We start from the raw sequence: 15,921 nt of genomic DNA on the forward strand, positions 1-15,921 counted from the left end.
TAACGCCCGAAACGGCCAATGCAAAAGACGCGACTCCGACTAGCAGGTCAGGGGGACGAGCATACGGATCAGGATCAGGATGCGGGTTCTTCTTGATTACTGAGACCAGACCTGAGCCCGACAGACGTCTTCATGATGTCCCAAGCGTTTTTGACCATGTGATAGAATTCGGGCATCGAGACTGTTCCTACGCCGGAAGTTCCAATAGCAATCGCCCTCTCTGCGGGGGAAGCCCATTCCCCGGCAATAGACATATGCCACGACATATGCTAACTGAATAGCATGGAACCCACCCGCCACGTCAAGCTCTTCAAGAACGGCCGGAACCAGGCCGTGCGCATCCCCGGGAGTTCGAGCTGCCGGGCGAGGACGCCGTCATGCACAAGGAAGGCAACCGGCTGATCATCGAGCCGGCGGCACCCAGGTCTCTGCTGACGTTGCTGGCTACCCTACCCGCCTTGGATGAGGATTTCGCGCCGATCGAGGACCTGCCGCCGGACGACGTGGCGCTCTGATGCGCTACCTGCTGGACACCAACATCCTCTCCGATCTCATCCGGCATCCGCAAGGGCGCGTGGCCGAGCAGATCAGGCGCGTTGGGGAAACCGAAGTCTGCACCAGCATCATCGTCGCTGCCGAGCTGCGCTTCGGCGCCGCCAAGCGCGGCTCCGCGCGGCTGGCCACACAGCTCGAAGCGGTGCTGTCCGCGCTGGACATCGTGCCGTTCGAACAGCCGGCGGACGAGTCCTACGGCACCATCCGGGCGCAGTTGGAGCAGGCCGGCACGCCCATCGGCGGCAATGACCTTCTGATCGCCGCCCATGCCAAGGCGCTTGGCTGCACTGTGGTGACGGACAATGAGCGGGAGTTCCGGCGGGTCGAAGGGCTGGCCTGCGAGAATTGGCTGCGGGGCTCGTAGGGGCTTCCCACCACAATCCCCCGAGCGATCGGCGGCGACGGGCGGTAATCGGGTGCTACCGCGGGGTACAGGCCGTCCGGGTTGTGTGCCACGGTGTAGTGATGGTAGGTCATCAAGGACGACCGCATACGATCAAGGGCGTCCTGGATTTCGTTACGAACCTACTACGAATCTGAGGGTCAGGAGTTCGAATCTCTTCGGGCGCGCCAACTAATTCCTTGAAAATAAAGCGAAAGCGGGTCGGTCCTGGCGGACCGGCCCGCTGGCGTTTTGGCGCCGCCCACCACTATCCCCTCAACGGTCGCGGAACGCCGCAGTTCGCCCGGTGGGAAGCTGCGGCGGCGCCGGCATGCGCGCCGGAGCGTCAGGCCAATTGCGCCCCGACCATCCGACCCACGCCGGCGAGGATGGGCGGCAGGATTTCCGGCTTCGGCTGTCCGCCCTGGGTGTAGGCGCAGATGACGATCGGCCTGTCCGGGGCTGGCCAAGCCACCGCGATGTCGCCCAGCGCGTCCTTGCCGTTGTTGCCGGTCTTGTCCGCCACCTTCCAGCCCTTGGGCAGGCCAGCGCGCAGCAGCGCTCCGCCGGTCTGGCAATTCAGCATCCAACCCGTGAGCCGCGCACGAGAGGCTGGAGAGAGCGCGTCGCCCAGCAGGAAGCGCTGGAGGTCGCCCGCCATGGCGGCGGGCGTGGTCGTGTCCCTCGGGTCGCCCGGCGGCGAGAAATTCAGGCGCGGCTCGGTGTGGTCGAGCCGCGTCACCTCGTCCCCCTCCGCCCGCCAGAAGCGGGTCAGCGCGGCCGGGCCGCCCACGCTCAGCAGCAGCAAATCCGCGCAGGTGTTGTCGCTGACCTCGATGGCCGCCTGGCACATGGCCCCGACCGTCATGCCGCCATCGGCCAGATGAAGCCGCGCCACCGGCGCGTAGTTGGAGAGTTGTGCCGCGCCGTATTGGACGAAGCGGCCGAGCCGCTCCTCGCCCTTGTCGACGCGCGAGAGCACGCAGGCCACCAGCGACATTTTGAAGGTGCTGCACATCACGAAGCGCTCGTCCGCCCGCCAGGACAATGTCCGCCCGGTGGCGAGGTTGCGGGCGTAGATTCCGATGCGCCCGCCGGTCCGGCGTTCGCTCTCCGCCAGGAAGCTGGTTGCCTCATCCGCCCTGGCGGAGGAGGCGCAGAAGGCGGGCAGAGCGGCAAGAAGAACGCGGCGAGGCATGTTCATACCGGGACGAGGAGCAGCTTGGCCGACCCCGTGTCAACATGTTTATCTTGTGCCGGCAGCGCTGCTCATCCTGTTGAGATCAGCATGTTCACGGCACTCACGAAAATTATGGCCTGCGTGGGCGCGGAGCGCACCGCCGGAACCTACGCGAACACGCGCCCAAACTTGGAAGCGAAGCCGAGTATGGTCGGTTGCGCCCTCTTCCTCCAGAAGAGTCTCAATGGTGTAAGGCTGAGCGTCATTGGTTCATCTCCTCACCAAAACCCGCCCATCGGGATGAGCGCATCAAGCCTTTTGCTGGCTGCTCTCATTTTTGTTTGGCTCCGCAATTTCATGCGTTTATCTTGACGCCACCGCGTCGGCCTAAACATATGTTGCGCCCGCCGATCACCGCTCAGACCGCGGCCTCCAGGCGCGCGGATGGCTGCACGAGATGGCGGCCCGCCATGGCCGTCCAGTGCAGATCGCCGGCATAACGCCAGGCCATTTGCCCGGCCTCATCAAGGGCGAAGAGATGCATCCAGCCATGATCGAACAGAGCGCGCACCTCCGGATGGCGGCCGAGGATCTCGGACATGGCGTCGCGCGGCGCCTCGATGCAGACGGATAGGCGCAGCGGATCGTGCGCGTAGCGCGCGCCATCGTGAACCGACTGCCAGGGCAGGCCGGCGCGCAAGCTGCCGCCATTGCCCTCGGCCACCCCGATCCCGCCGATGACGTTGTGCAACAGCTTGTTGCCGCTGCCGAACAAGTCCGGCGCCACGGTGGAGCCGTAATATTGCAGGCTGATCCAACTGGCGACGACGATCGGCGCGGTCATGATCAATTCCAGAACCCCAAAGCCCTTATCCTGCTTCCAATCGTAATCATGCAGGAAGGCGCGTCCTTCCATACTTTTGCCGGCGGTGCGCCGGCGCGGCGCGGCGATGAAGGCCTGGCAGCCGGCAAGCGCCCATTCGGGCCGGGTTTCCGACCAGTCGCGGCTGCGCCTGTGAAGGGCCGCCGCGCCCGCGGCGCGCGGCAGGCGCAAGGCGCGCTCGGCCCGGGCAAGCTTGCCTGCCGCGGCGAGCCAAGCCTTGGCCTGTTCAAGGTCGGCCTTGTGGGCAGCAGACAGATGATCCTCCTCATAGAGCGTCACATCGTCCGTGGTGGTGAGGTGCAGCGCGGCCACGAAGAGCGTGCCGGCGGGGATCTCGATGCCGTTCGCCGCCAGCCCGTCTCTCACCTGCGCATCGTTGAGAAGCGCGGCGAGCAGCCTGGCATTGACCTCGCCCGAATAGCCGCCGCAGGCGCCGCAATGCAGCGCGCTGGCGTGCGGATTATTGACGACATTGGCGCCGTGCCCGACGAGCAGCACCAGCGGCGCGAACCCGCTGGTGAGGGACATGGCGCGCAGCACGGCCTTCGCGGCATCGATCTTAACCGCCACATCCAAAGCGGGATCGAGCCGGGGCGGCGGCTCGTCCGGCGGCGGGAGCGCATGCAGCCCCAGCGCATCGCTCAGGAGCTTACCCGCATAGACCGGCCCCGTGGCCTCGACGAAGGCGAAGGAGGACACCGCCGCGAGCTTGAACCGCCCCCAGGCGCGCTTTGCGCGCGCCTTGAACCGCGCGGACTGATCCTTCGCGTGGAGATCGGGGCCGCCAGCGCAGGAGCGCAGCGCCGGCGCAAGCAGGACCGGCAGGCGCCGCTCCTCGACATCCGAGGCGAAGCGCCGATGCGCGGTGCCCAGACCGAAAAACCCGGCGAAACCCATGGTTTGGATCCGGGGATCGAGACCTTCCAGCGCCCGGCGGAAGATTTCGGAGCGCACATCGATGCAAAACGCGGCCTGGAGCGCGGGCCTGGCAAGCGCCGCCCCCTGTGGCGGTTCCGCGAGCCGGCGCGCGAGCTGGTTTTGCGCGGCCCGCTCGGCAGCCTCCTGCAGGATGGCATCGATGCTGCCCTCGGGCGTTGCCGCAACCGGGCGGCATGCGCCACGCGCACGCTGGCCCAGCCATCCGCGATCCCGGCTTCGTAGCGCAGAAACAGCGCCTCCTCCCAAATCAGCCGGATGGCGAGGATATCGGTGATCGTCTCATCCGCGCCGCCGGCAAGCTCAGCCTGCCACAGCTTGTAGCGGGCATATTGCGCCCAGCCGCCGAGGGTCATGAGCATCTGGTGGAAATATGTGTCGGCGGCATCGGCGGGCAGGCTCAACCGGTCCACCGCCCGTGCGGCCACCGCCAAACCGGTCTCCGGCGCTTCCGCCACGTGACGGGCAAAGCCGGGCAGGCCGAGGATTTCCGGCGTGATGTCGTGGGTGGCGGAAGCCCGCCAGGCGGCATAGGCGCTTTTTTCCTTCGGTGCGGCCCAAAGCGCCTGGCCTTCGTCGAAATATCCGCCAGCCCAGGCACCGAAGCGGTCGGCGATGATACCCGGCCAATCGATGCCGGTATACGGGACGCGAGATCGGCGATAGACGGCAGCGGGCTGGGTGGCGGCATTTCAACCGCCGCCGCCGCCTTCAAAGCCGCCACATCGGCTGGCTTGGGCCCGGCCGCAGCCGCGAGCGCCGCCGCGAGGTCAGCATCGCCGATCACCCCCGCCGCGATTTTCTCCGCGTACCAGCGCCGGGCATGGTGACGCGCGCGCCCGCGATCCGCGCGAGCCGCGCCCCGGCCACGGCGAGAGGCTCACCGGCTTGCCCGAGAAACGGATTGACCGCGACACTGGAAGCCAGGGGCCAGGCGGGCGGTATGGCGCGGGCGGCCCGGTCCATCGCCGCCTGCACGGCGGGCGGGGCGGGCCAGGCGGGGGAGATTTCATTGATCATGGGCGTTGCTCCCGGCGGGAATGGATGAGCTGCGGATGGACCAGGCGTTGATCAGCCGGTCGAAGATGGCGTTGGCGTAGAGCCCGTTGGATAAATGCACGCGCAGCCCGGCGGCCGCGGGGTGGAAAGCCCAGAGCGGAAACAGAGCCTGTGCGATGGCAACCAGGCCGAAGCTGGCGGCGGCGAGGACGAGCAGCGTCCATTCGAGCGGATCCGGCGCCGGGGGTGCTGGCAAGATGCCCGCCGTGATCGAGATCGCCGCCCATTGCAGGGTGAAATAGGCCACCGAAACTGCCACCGCGTAGAAGGCTGTGCGCTGGGTCAGCGCCTTGGGCGCGGCATCCGCGAAGCCTTGCGCGAGCATGTAGGCGACGCCGAAGATCAGGATGACGCCGAGCACAATGGCCTGCGGCGATTTGTGCGCGACGCCGAAGCCGGCGCCAAAGAGACCATAAATGACGAAAGCCGAGAGAAAGGCGCGCGCGACGGCCCCGGCCTTCGGCACGGCGACCGGGCCTGGCCTGCGTAGGGCCGCCACCCGCTCCACCGCGCCGCCCGATGCCAGAAAGGAATGCGCCTTGTAGAGTGAGTGGGCGACGATGTGCAGCAGCGCCAGCGGGAACAGCGCCAGCCCGCATTCCAGGATCATGAAGCCCATCTGCGCCACCGTGGACCAGGCAAGCGAGGTTTTGACGGCGGGCTGGGTCAACATCACCAGACTGCCGAAGAGCGCGGTGAACCCGCCAACCATGACAAGCACCGCGAGAACGCCCGGCGCCAGCAACATGACATCGGCGAAGCGGACCAGAAGGAAGCCGCCGGCATTGATCACCCCCGCATGCAGCAGGGCCGAGACCGGGGTCGGCGCCTCCATGACTTCGGTCAGCCAGCCATGGGTGGGAAACTGAGCCGATTTGAGCATCGCGGCGGCGGCGATGAGCGAAGCCGCGCCGGCCGCCATCTCGCCACCCGCGCCTGACCGCGCCGCCGCCATGATTGTTCCGATTTGAAAACTTCCGTAAGCGGCGGCCAGCAACAGCGCGGCGCCAAGAAGCGCGGCATCGCCAAGACGCGCGGTGATGAATTTCTTGCGCGCCGCCCGCCGCGCGGCGACACGCTACGGATAGAACAGCAACAGCCTGTGCAGGAACAGGCTCGTGGCGATCCAGGCGATGACCAGCTGGACCAGATTGCCGGCGGTGACCAGCAGCGCCACGGCGGCCAGCGTCAGGCAGAGCCAGGCGGTGAAGCGGCCTTGCCGGTCATCGCCATCCAGATAGCGGCGCGCATATCGCACGACGATCCAGCCCACGAACGTCACCAGCAGCAGCATGGCCACGCTGACGGCATCGAGCCGGACGGACAGGCCGGCACCTTCAATGCCGATGACGCGACCATCGCCGGCGCCGTGAAGGATCAAGCTCCCGGCCGCCGCCAGCAAGGCGAGAAGCGAGACGGCTTCGGCCAGCAGCGGGGCGTATTTGGGCCGTGGCCCATGATCGAAAAAGCCGGTTGCCCCGGCGAGAAGCAGCGGAACCGGCGCCAGCAGCGGCGCGAGGAATGGCAGCACGAAAATCCCCTTCAAACGCAAAGACTGTTCGGGGTTGGTAGCTGATCGGGAAATCCGAAAAAAATTCATTGTTTGCGCAAATTCGTTCGTTTTAATAGAACGATATGAGGGACCTGAACTATAATCATCTGCGCTATTTCTGGGCGGTGGTTCATGCCGGCGGCCTGACCCGGGCGGCCGCGATGATGAACCTGTCGCAATCAGCGCTTTCGGTGCAAATTCAGAAGCTTGAACACCAGATCGGGCATCCGCTCTTCGAGCGGGCCGGCCGGAAGCTGGTGCTGACCGAAGCCGGCCGGATCGCGCTCGACTATGCGGATACGGTGTTCAAGGCGGGCGAGGAGCTCATGAGCACCTTGCGCGGGCAGCCCCTGGCCACCCGCCAGGTGCTGCGCGTCGGCGCGCTGACGACCTTGTCGCGAAATTTCCAGCTTGAGTTCCTTCGCCCCCTGGTAGGGCGGGCGGATGTTGAGCTGATCGTCCGCTCGGGCAATATCCGCGATCTGCTCGCCCAGCTGGAGGCGCACGCCCTCGATGTGGTCCTGGCCAACAGCGCCGCGCCGCGCGACGCGCGGTCCTCATTGCGCAATCATCTGCTCAACGAACAGCCTGTCAGCCTGGTCGGCCGTCCGCGCGCAACCCGGCGCAAGTTCAAGTTTCCGGACGATCTGCGCTCCGAACCCATTCTCTTGCCGAGCCTCGATAGCGATATCCGCGTCGCCTTCGACCGCGTGCTTGAGCTGGCGGGATCAGACCCATCATCCTCGCCGAAGTCGATGACATGGCGATGCTGCGCTTGCTGGCGCGCGAGCGCGAGGGCGTGACCCTGGTGCCGCCGATCGTTGTCCGCGATGAGCTGAACACGGGTGTTCTCGTCGAGCATTGCCGGATCGAGGACGTGACCGAGACGTTTTATGCCATCGTCCAGAAGCGGCGTTTTCCCAACCGGCTCCTGAGTGAGCTCCTGCCTGCCGGCAAGGGGTGAAGCCGCGCCGCACCTGCGCCGATCACGGCGCAGAAGGACACATCATGCCCGCCGCCACAAACGCCGCAGGCGCAGGAAGCCATTATAGAGCCACTCGGCCAACGCCAAAATTGGCGCCCGCCGCAACAGCCAGGCGGCGGGCTTGAAGGCCGGCAATTGCTCCCAGATCAACGCGAAGGCGGCGGCGCCATTGACCAGCGTGCCATCGCCCCGCCGCGCGTGCAGACGCGCCAGCGCCTGGCCGCGGGTGAGATCCGCCGCCACGAGCTCGGGAGCCTGTGAAATATCCTGCCAGGCGATGCGCTCAGCGCCCGGGCAGGTTTGGTAAAAGCCGATCTCGCGCCGGCAGACCGGGCAGCCGCCATCGTAATACACGACTGGTTTCGGCATCTATGGCAACTCCTTCAGCAAGGCCGGAATATGCGCCTTGAAGTCAAAAAAGCCGCGCCGGGCGAGCGGCCAGCAGCGCGCATCAAACGCCCGGCGCAGGCGGTGAAGGCGAAGCCCCGCGCCATGCAGCTTCGCCTCGGCCGCGCGCAAGGCATCCGCCGTCCACCCCACCGGCGCATAGGGTGTAATCACCGCCTCCGCGCCCGCATCCCGCGCCCAGGCGGCGAGCGCGTCGGGCGCGAGCACAGGCGCGGCCAGGCCGTAAGCCCGGCTGGCCTGGCTCAGGCTGCCGGCGAGCGCCGCCCGCGTCCAGCCCGCAGCCTGTTCGCTCACCGGACCAAATGCGCGCGCGGCCGCCGGGGCAAGGCCGCCCAGCGCCACGATATTCATGCCGGCAAGCGCCAGCCCCCGGCGCCCAGATCATCCTCATGCAGCAGCAAGGCGAGCTTGCCCCGGGGAGGTCGTCGATGGCCGGCAGGGTTTGCATGGGGGGCGGATTGGGCTCGGCCACCGGCTCTGGCGCCTCGTTCAGCACCCCGTAAGGCGCAAAACGTCCGTTGCTGTAGTGCGCGATATTCGCCGCACGGGCGATATAGGGCTTATTCGGCGTCTGACATCCGGCCACCCAGCGCCAAGAGAGGAGGTTGGAGGCGGCATCGGCATCGAGCAGGTGCTGGAAGAAAAAATCCGCGCCCAGAAGCCACGGCAGTTTGAGCGTGAAGCACCAGATGCTGGCAAACCACATGCGGGTATGGTTGTGCAGCGTGCCGGTCTGCGCCAGCTCCCGCGCCCAGGCGTCAAAACAGCCGATCCCGGTCTCTCCGCGCATCGCCTGCACGGCCCGCGGCATCAGCGCCGCATCCTCCCGCAACGCTGCCAGACGCTGCCTGTAGCTGGTCCACAGCGCCGGGCGCAGCTCCAGCCAGCCTTTCCAATAGATCCGCCAGAAAACCTCCTGGATGAATTTTTCCGCGCCGCCCGCGCCGTGCCGCGCGATGACCGCCGAGATCACCTCAACCTCACTCACCAGCCTATGGCGCAGATAAGGGGAAAGACCCGAAACGGCGCTGGGCGCGCCCGGGCCCGGATCGGTGTTGCGCCCCGCCGCATAGGCGCGGCCTGCCCGGGGCGTAAACGCGGCCAACCGGGCCAAGCCGGCCTCGCGGATGGGCGGCGGCGGGCTGAAGATGCCGTTGATCGCGGGTTGATTAAACGTCATGCGCGCTCACCAGGGCACGCCAGACATCCCCCCGCGGGCGCGCGCCACTGCCCGGACAATGCGCCCGCAGAATCGGCTCTGGCCGGCCAAAGCCCGGCTGCGGATAATGATCCCCGTTCGTGCACAAGCTGCCTTCCTATTCCTGCCGGCTTACGCAGCTGGACCGCCACCGGATCAACCGCACGCGTAAAATCATCTCCGGGATTGGCAGATGCGCGGCCAGTGAGCGTCTCGCCAGCCGGTTTTCGCAGCTTTGTTTGCCCTGCCGCGACCCTGCGGCTATGCAGTATGTCAGTATGTAACGGAGGCACCATGTCCTGGCTGCACCACCCATCCGACCAGCCCGAGGGCGCCGCCGCTCTGGTGATCACCCCGGTCAGCCACGACATCGGCGGGCTGCGTGTGCGCCGGGCGCTGCCCCATGCCAGCCAGCGCATGGTCGGGCCGTTCGTGTTTCTGGACCATATCGGCCCCGCACAGTTCGAGGCCGGGCATGGGCTGGATGTGCGCCCGCATCCGCATATCGGGCTGGCCACGCTCACCTATCTGATGCAGGGGCGCATCCTGCACCGCGACACGCTGGGCAGCGCCCAGGAGATCCGCCCTGGTGCGGTGAACTGGATGACGGCCGGGCGCGGCATCGCCCATTCCGAGCGCTCGCCTGAGGATGCCCGGCGCGGCGCACAGCCGATTCTGGGGATTCAGAGCTGGGTGGCGCTGCCGAAGGCGCATGAGGAAGCGGCTCCCGGGTTTTTCCATCATGAGGGCACCACCCTGCCGCAACTTGAGGATGGCGGTATCGTGGCGCGGATCATCGCCGGGCGGGCCTATGGCGCAACCGCGCCGGTGAAAGTCTTTTCGGACACGCTTTATGTGGATGTGAGCCTTGGCATCGGCAGCGCCCTGCCCTTGCCGGATGAGCATGAGGAACGCTCGGTGCAGATCATCGCCGGTGAGGTCGAAATTGCCGGGGAGCGCTTCGGCGAGGGGCAGTTCCTGGTTTTCCGTCCCGGCGATGCGATCACCATCCGCGCCTTGGCCGATAGCCGGCTGATGCTGCTGGGCGGCGAAGCGCTGGATGGGCCGCGCCATATCTGGTGGAATTTCGTCTCCAGCTCGAAAGAGCGTATCGAACAGGCGAAACAGGATTGGGTCCAGCACCGTTTCGGGTTAGTCCCGGGTGACGACCAAGAATTCATCCCGCTGCCGGGAAGCAAGCCGGTTGGGTCATAAGGAGGCCGAATGAGCGAGAGCGTTACCGTTACCGTCACCCGTCAGCAGGATTTTCAGTTCCTGGTGGAATTCGGGCCGCAATATGCCACCATGATCGCCGATGAGCCGGCGCCGGTGGGAGAGGATATGGGGCCCTCGCCGCAGCATCTGCTGGCCGCCTCCATCGCCAACTGCCTCTGCGCCAGCCTCACCTTCGCCTGCCGGAAATATCACGAGGACCCGGGCGAGTTTTCCGCCAGCGTCACCTGTGAGATCGGCCGCAACGCGGCGAAGCGGCTGCGGGTCACCCGCATCGATGTCGCCATCACCATGAATGGCGACCCGGCCGCGGTGCCGCATCTGAACCGGGCGCTGGCGAGCTTCGAGGATTTCTGCACCGTCACCGAAAGCGTGCGCGCCGGGATCGAGGTGAATGTGCAGGTTCTGGGGCCGGACGGCGCCAGGCTGGGGCAGTAGTCCAGGCAACGCGGCGGCCCCACGCCGCGCTTGCATTCCCCACCGCCTGCGGCCAGATTTTCCCCAAAGCAAAACGGCTGCCCGCAAAGACCCGGCGGCGAGGGGAAACGCGATGAGCACGCAGGCGCATGTGCGCGAAATCGAAACCGTCTGGCAGGGCGGGGCCTCGGGCGGGATTCCTACGTCATCCAATCCTGGCGGCGCTGCCTGGATGAGCATCATCTCGACCCGGCGGCGCGCTGCGAGGCGGTGATCCTGCCCGAGGCGCGGCTGAATGAGCATCGCGAACAGGCGCAGGCGCTGATCGGCATCGCCAGGGTCGGGCTGGAGCGGCTCTACGGGCATATCTCCGGCCAGAATTACGTGCTGCTGCTGACCGACCGCGAGGGCATCGCGGTCGAATATTTCGGCGATCCGCGCCAGGCGCGGGAGCTGCGCAAGGCCGGGCTGTATCTGGGCGCGGACTGGGCGGAGGCGCGGGCGGGCACCTGCGCGGTGGGGGCCTGCATCGCCACCGGCGAGGCGCTGACCATCCATCAGACCGACCATTTCGACATGACCCATACCCCGCTCTCCTGCACCGCCGCGCCGATCTATGATCTGGATGGAAGGCTTTGCGCGGTGCTGGATATCTCCCTGCTCACCTCGCCGGATGAGAAGCTGAGCCAGGTGCTGGCGCGGCATCTGGTCAGCGCCACGGCGCGGCGGATCGAGCTCGCCAATCTGATGGCGCAGACCAGCCGGCAATGGGTGCTACGCTTCGCCGCCGCGCCGGATTTCCTGGATGTGGACCCTGAAGGGGCCATCGCCGTGGACGCGGCAGGGCGGATCACCGGGATGACCAACCAGGCCGCCAGGCTGCTGGCGCGGGCGGCGGGGCAGGATTGGCGGTGCCCGGAGGCGCTGCTCGGGCAGAGGCTGGAGCGGTTTCTGGAGCTGGATGTGAACGGACTGCCCGGGCTGATGCGCGGCCGCCCGGCGCAGGAGCGCGGCTTGCGCACCCGCGACGGGCAGATTCTGTTCGCCCATGCCATCGAGCCGCCGCCGCGCCCAAAACCCCGCGCGGCCCTGGCTTCCATCGGCGGCATCCCGGCGCCGCTGCGCGCTCTGGCCGCCCCCGGCGCGGTGATGGATGCGCTGCTGGCCAAGGCGGCGCGGCTGGCCCGCACCGATTTGCCGCTGTGCATCCAGGGCGAAACCGGCACCGGCAAGGAGGTTCTGGCCCGCGCCATCCATGACGCCAGCGCGCGGCGCGGTGATTTCGTGGCGCTGAACTGCGCGGCCTTGCCGGAGGGCCTGATCGAAGCGGAATTATTCGGCCACGCGCCGGGCGCCTTCACCGGCGCCGCGCCAAAAGGCCGCAAGGGGCTGGTGGAGGCGGCGGATGGCGGGACGTTGTTCCTGGATGAGATCGGCGACATGCCGCTCACCCTGCAGACCAGGCTGTTGCGGGTGCTGGCCGAGCAGGAGATCCAGCCGCTGGGCGGCGGCGCGGCGCGGCGGGTGAAGCTGCGCGTGCTCTGCGCCTCCCACCGCGACCTCGCAGGGCTTGTCGCGCAAGGGCTGTTCCGGGAGGATCTCTATTACCGCCTGCACGCCGCCAGCCTCACCTTGCCGCCCTTGCGGGCGCGGGAGGATTTTGACTGGCTGGTGGCGCGGCTGCTGGCGCGGCACAACCAGGACAGGCTGCGGCTGAGCGCAGCCGCGCTGGCGGCGTTGCGGGCACATGGCTGGCCGGGCAATCTGCGCGAGCTGGACCATTGCCTGGCCACCGCCTGCGCCCTGTGCGAGGGCACGGAGATTACCCCGGAGAATCTGCCCGTGGCCCTGGCCCTGCCGGATGAGGCCGCACAGCTGCGGGCCGCCCTGGCTGAGTGCGGCGGCAATGTCTCGGCGCTGGCGCGGCGGCTGCGGATCGACCGCACCACGGCGCACCGGCGGCTGCGCAAGGCCGGGCTGCGCCGCCACAGCTGAGCGCCACAGATACCGCCACACTGTGGCGCGTCCGGGCGGTGGTTTTAACTATTTATCAACACCTTAATTTTGGCACGCGGCTTGCGCTTGATCTCCTGCAAACAAAACCAGGAGGACCAAGAGTTGCGAGCCTTACGTTTCCACGCCGCGCGCGATTTGCGCATTGAGGAGATCGCGGCGCCATCCGCCCCGCCGCCGGGGCAGATTCTGGTGCGCAACCGCTTCGTCGGCATCTGCGGCACCGATCTGCATGAATATGCCTACGGGCCGATCTTCATCCCCACCAGCCCGCACCCGTTCACCAAGGCGCATGGGGCGCAGATCCTCGGCCATGAATTTGGCGGGGTGGTGGAGGCCATCGGCGCCGGGGTGAGCCATGTGCAGCCGGGCGACCGTGTGTCCATCCAGCCGCTGATCATGCCGCGCGCGGGCGATTATTTTGCCGACCGGGGCTTGTTTCATCTGAGCCCGGAACTGGCGCTGGCGGGGTTGAGCTGGGCCTGGGGCGGCATGGCCGAGGCGGCGTTGCTGAATGACTATAATGTCGTGAAAATCCCTGACAGCCTCAGCGATGAAGAGGCGGCCTTGGTGGAGCCGAGCGCCGTTGCGGTTTATTCCTGTGACCGCGGCGGGGTGCGCGCCGGCGCTTCCGTGCTGGTCACCGGGGCCGGGCCGATCGGGCTGCTCACCGTGCTGGCTGCCCGCGCCGCCGGCGCCGGGCCGCTTTTCGTCTCCGACCTCAACGACGCCCGGCTGGCCTACGCGAAATCGATCGTGCCTGAGCTGATCGTGATCAATCCGAAGCGCGAAAATGTCGGTGAGATGGTGCGCGCACAGACCGAGGGCGGCGTTGGCTGCGATGTGGCGCTGGAATGTGTGGGCAATGAGCATGCGCTGAAGGCTTGCCTGGATGCGGTGCGCAAGCAGGGCGTGGTGGTGCAGACCGGCCTGCATCCGCATGAAAATCCTCTGGATTGGTTTCAGGTGACGTTCAAGGATGTCGATCTGCGCGGCGCCTGGGCCTATCCCACGCATTACTGGCCGAGGGTGATCAGGCTGATCGCCAGCGGCGCGCTGCCGGCCTCGAAAGTGGTGACAGCAAAAATCAAGCTGGAAGACGCGGTGAAAGAAGGCTTCGACGCCCTGCTGGACCCCAGCGGCAAACATTTAAAAATCCTGATCGACCTGCAAGCCTGAAATCAAAAAAGTTTTTGGGGGTGTGGGGTGTTTTTTCAAAAAGACCCCACGTCTTTCCTCACAAAAGGAAAACGGACATGAACAAAATCAGCAAAGAGACAAAATCTGCGACGCCACGCGCCATTGTCGAAGCCTGGCTGACCAGCTTCAACGGCGCACTCGCGGCCGGGACGCGCGGACGGCGGCCAAGCTGTTCGCTGCCACCAGCTTCTGGCGCGACCTCATCGCCTTCACCTGGAATCTGAAAACCGTTGAAAACCCTGATGGCGTTCGCGACATGCTGGAAGCGACGCTGCCAAATCTAGGGGCGGTGCGCTTCAGCATCGAGGAAGAGCCCAGCGAGAGCGGCGGCGTGGTGGAGGCGTGGCTGTCCTTCGAGACCGGGCTTGGCCGGGGCCAGGGGCATTTGCGGCTGAAGAATAACGAGGCCTGGACACTGCTGACCACGCTTACCGAACTGAAAGGGTTTGAGGAAAATTCAGGCCCACGCCGGCCGCTGGGGGCCGAGCACGGCATTTCCAAGCACCGGCTGAGCTGGAGCGAAAAACGCCAACATGAGGCTGAGAATTTGGGTTATGAGACCCAGCCTTACGTGCTGATCATCGGCGGTGGCCAGGGCGGGATCGCGTTGGGGGCGAGATTGCGCCAGCTCGGCGTGCCGCATATCGTCATCGACAAGCATGACAAGCCCGGCGATCAATGGCGCAAGCGCTATAAATCCCTCTGCCTGCATGATCCGGTCTGGTACGATCATCTCCCCTATATCGATTTTCCGAAGAACTGGCCTGTGTTCGCGCCGAAGGACAAGATCGGCGACTGGCTGGAATTCTACACCAAGGTGATGGAGGTGAATTACTGGAGCAAGACCATCGCCAAGCACGCCGAATATGACGAGGCGAGCAAGACATGGCGCGTAACCGTTGAACGCGACGGCAAGGAGATCGAGTTGCGTCCGACGCAATTGGTGCTGGCCACCGGCATGTCCGGCAAGCCGAATATCCCGGCCTTCAAGGGTATGGATAAATTCAAGGGCGAGCAGCAGCATTCCTCGCAGCATCCGGGGCCGGATGCGTATGCGGGCAAGAAAGTTGTTGTCATCGGCGCGAATAATTCCGCGCATGACATCTGTGCGGCACTCTGGGAGGTTGGCGCGGACGTGACCATGGTGCAGCGCTCCTCCACCCATATCGTGCGCTCTGACTCGCTGATGGAAATCGGTCTCGGCGATCTCTATTCCGAGCGCGCCGTGGCCAACGGCATCACCACCCGCAAGGCGGATATGATCTTCGCCTCGCTGCCCTACCGGATCATGCATGAATTCCAGATCCCGATTTACGACGCCATCAAGAAACGCGATGCGGATTTCTATGCGTCGCTGGAGAAGGCCGGTTTCATGCTGGATTTCGGCGCGGACGGCTCCGGCCTGTTCATGAAATATCTGCGCCGCGGCTCAGGCTATTACATCGATGTCGGCGCCTGCGAGCTGGTGGCCAATGGCGGGATCAAACTGAAATCCAATGTCGAAATCGAGGAGATCACCGAGACAGGCGTGAAGTTTGTCGATGGCACCGCGCTGCCGGCGGATCTCATCGTCTATGCCACCGGCTATGGCTCGATGAATGGCTGGGCGGCGGATCTGATCAGCCAGGAGGTCGCGGACAAGGTCGGCAAGGTCTGGGGCCTGGGCTCAGACACGCCGAAAGACCCCGGCCCCTGGGAAGGCGAGCAGCGCAATATGTGGAAGCCGACGCAGCAGGAAAATCTCTGGTTCCATGGCGGCAATCTGCATCAGTCCCGGCATTACTCGCTGTATCTGGCGCTGCAGTTGAAAGCACGGATGGAGGGGCTGCCGACACCGGTTTACGGGCTTCAGAGTGTGCATCACCTGAAATAGCCCGGCCCGGGCCCCGCTTTCCCTCTGGGCGGGGCCCGGTTTTTTGA

At 66.0% G+C, this 15,921-nt stretch carries 15 protein-coding genes and 3 pseudogenes; 10 read left to right on the forward strand and 8 right to left on the reverse strand.

What is annotated here, in order from left to right; genetic code table 11:
- The first annotated feature begins 377 nt into the window (after positions 1 to 377).
- Positions 378 to 515, forward strand: coding sequence for a hypothetical protein (locus GT370_RS12495; RefSeq protein ID WP_270183143.1), 138 nt, complete (start codon positions 378 to 380; stop codon positions 513 to 515).
- Positions 515 to 919, forward strand: a complete 405-nt coding sequence (locus GT370_RS12500; RefSeq protein ID WP_008494293.1) for a type II toxin-antitoxin system VapC family toxin — start codon at positions 515 to 517, stop codon at positions 917 to 919. The genes GT370_RS12495 and GT370_RS12500 overlap by 1 nt, the downstream gene beginning before the upstream one ends.
- A gap of 364 nt (positions 920 to 1,283) precedes the next feature.
- Here the strand turns inward: GT370_RS12500 and bla are convergent, their stop codons facing one another.
- Positions 1,284 to 2,135, reverse strand: a complete 852-nt coding sequence (bla, locus tag GT370_RS12505) for a class A beta-lactamase (protein ID WP_205619804.1) — start codon at positions 2,133 to 2,135, stop codon at positions 1,284 to 1,286.
- 24 nt (positions 2,136 to 2,159) lie between these two features.
- Between bla and GT370_RS12510 the strand changes: the two genes are divergently transcribed.
- The gene (locus tag GT370_RS12510; RefSeq protein WP_144052744.1) at positions 2,160 to 2,489 is read left to right on the forward strand and encodes a hypothetical protein; all 330 of its coding nucleotides are present in this window, start codon (positions 2,160 to 2,162) and stop codon (positions 2,487 to 2,489) included.
- A gap of 46 nt (positions 2,490 to 2,535) precedes the next feature.
- On the opposite strand, the gene GT370_RS12515 is transcribed toward GT370_RS12510, so the two are convergent.
- From GT370_RS12515 to GT370_RS12535, 5 genes and pseudogenes are all read right to left on the reverse strand, one after another.
- Positions 2,536 to 4,185 carry a putative inorganic carbon transporter subunit DabA gene (locus tag GT370_RS12515; RefSeq protein WP_270183144.1) on the reverse strand — a complete coding sequence of 550 codons (1,650 nt, stop codon included), beginning with the start codon at positions 4,183 to 4,185 and terminating at the stop codon, positions 2,536 to 2,538.
- Between the two features lie 5 nt (positions 4,186 to 4,190).
- Positions 4,191 to 4,571, reverse strand: a pseudogene (locus GT370_RS12520) (putative inorganic carbon transporter subunit DabA); the annotation flags it as partial.
- 148 nt (positions 4,572 to 4,719) lie between these two features.
- Complete coding sequence (locus GT370_RS12525; protein ID WP_270183145.1) at positions 4,720 to 4,956, reverse strand: putative inorganic carbon transporter subunit DabA; 237 nt, start codon at positions 4,954 to 4,956, stop codon at positions 4,720 to 4,722.
- Positions 4,946 to 6,052 (reverse strand): annotated as a pseudogene (locus tag GT370_RS12530) (proton-conducting transporter transmembrane domain-containing protein); the annotation flags it as partial. The pseudogene GT370_RS12530 and the gene GT370_RS12525, both read right to left, overlap by 11 nt.
- 21 nt (positions 6,053 to 6,073) lie before the next feature.
- Complete coding sequence (locus GT370_RS12535) at positions 6,074 to 6,526, reverse strand: hypothetical protein (RefSeq protein WP_240376608.1); 453 nt, start codon at positions 6,524 to 6,526, stop codon at positions 6,074 to 6,076.
- A 182-nt stretch (positions 6,527 to 6,708) separates the two neighbouring features.
- On the opposite strand from GT370_RS12535, the pseudogene GT370_RS12540 reads away from it, so the two are divergent.
- A pseudogene (locus tag GT370_RS12540) lies at positions 6,709 to 7,511 on the forward strand (LysR family transcriptional regulator).
- A 42-nt stretch (positions 7,512 to 7,553) separates the two neighbouring features.
- Here GT370_RS12540 and GT370_RS12545 read toward each other — a convergent pair.
- Together GT370_RS12545 and GT370_RS12550 are read right to left on the reverse strand one after the other, a co-directional pair.
- Positions 7,554 to 7,901: a thiol-disulfide oxidoreductase DCC family protein gene (locus tag GT370_RS12545; RefSeq protein WP_008494289.1), complete on the reverse strand. Its 348-nt coding sequence runs from the start codon at positions 7,899 to 7,901 to the stop codon at positions 7,554 to 7,556.
- A gap of 82 nt (positions 7,902 to 7,983) precedes the next feature.
- Positions 7,984 to 9,120: an FAD-binding domain-containing protein gene (locus tag GT370_RS12550; protein ID WP_270183146.1), complete on the reverse strand. Its 1,137-nt coding sequence runs from the start codon at positions 9,118 to 9,120 to the stop codon at positions 7,984 to 7,986.
- A 312-nt stretch (positions 9,121 to 9,432) separates the two neighbouring features.
- Between GT370_RS12550 and GT370_RS12555 the strand changes: the two genes are divergently transcribed.
- The 6 genes from GT370_RS12555 to GT370_RS12580 all read left to right on the forward strand — a co-directional run bounded on the left by GT370_RS12555 (position 9,433) and on the right by GT370_RS12580 (position 15,874).
- Positions 9,433 to 10,353: a pirin family protein gene (locus GT370_RS12555; RefSeq protein ID WP_008494284.1), complete on the forward strand. Its 921-nt coding sequence runs from the start codon at positions 9,433 to 9,435 to the stop codon at positions 10,351 to 10,353.
- Positions 10,354 to 10,362: 9 nt separating this feature from the next.
- Positions 10,363 to 10,809, forward strand: a complete 447-nt coding sequence (locus tag GT370_RS12560) for an OsmC family protein (RefSeq protein WP_008494283.1) — start codon at positions 10,363 to 10,365, stop codon at positions 10,807 to 10,809.
- 112 nt (positions 10,810 to 10,921) lie between these two features.
- Positions 10,922 to 11,062 (forward strand): hypothetical protein, encoded by a 141-nt coding sequence (locus tag GT370_RS12565; RefSeq protein ID WP_270183147.1) that lies wholly within the window; start codon positions 10,922 to 10,924, stop codon positions 11,060 to 11,062.
- Positions 11,059 to 12,783 carry a sigma-54-dependent Fis family transcriptional regulator gene (locus GT370_RS12570; RefSeq protein ID WP_270183148.1) on the forward strand — a complete coding sequence of 575 codons (1,725 nt, stop codon included), beginning with the start codon at positions 11,059 to 11,061 and terminating at the stop codon, positions 12,781 to 12,783. The genes GT370_RS12565 and GT370_RS12570 overlap by 4 nt, the downstream gene beginning before the upstream one ends.
- Before the next feature lie 123 nt (positions 12,784 to 12,906).
- On the forward strand, positions 12,907 to 13,980 hold the full coding sequence (locus GT370_RS12575) for a 2,3-butanediol dehydrogenase (RefSeq protein ID WP_008494281.1): 1,074 nt from the start codon (positions 12,907 to 12,909) through the stop codon (positions 13,978 to 13,980).
- A gap of 277 nt (positions 13,981 to 14,257) precedes the next feature.
- Complete coding sequence (locus GT370_RS12580) at positions 14,258 to 15,874, forward strand: flavin-containing monooxygenase (protein ID WP_270183149.1); 1,617 nt, start codon at positions 14,258 to 14,260, stop codon at positions 15,872 to 15,874.
- Positions 15,875 to 15,921 lie beyond the last annotated feature (47 nt).

The organism is Acidocella sp. MX-AZ03 (assembly GCF_027626035.1).
Taxonomy (GTDB): domain Bacteria; phylum Pseudomonadota; class Alphaproteobacteria; order Acetobacterales; family Acetobacteraceae; genus Acidocella; species Acidocella facilis.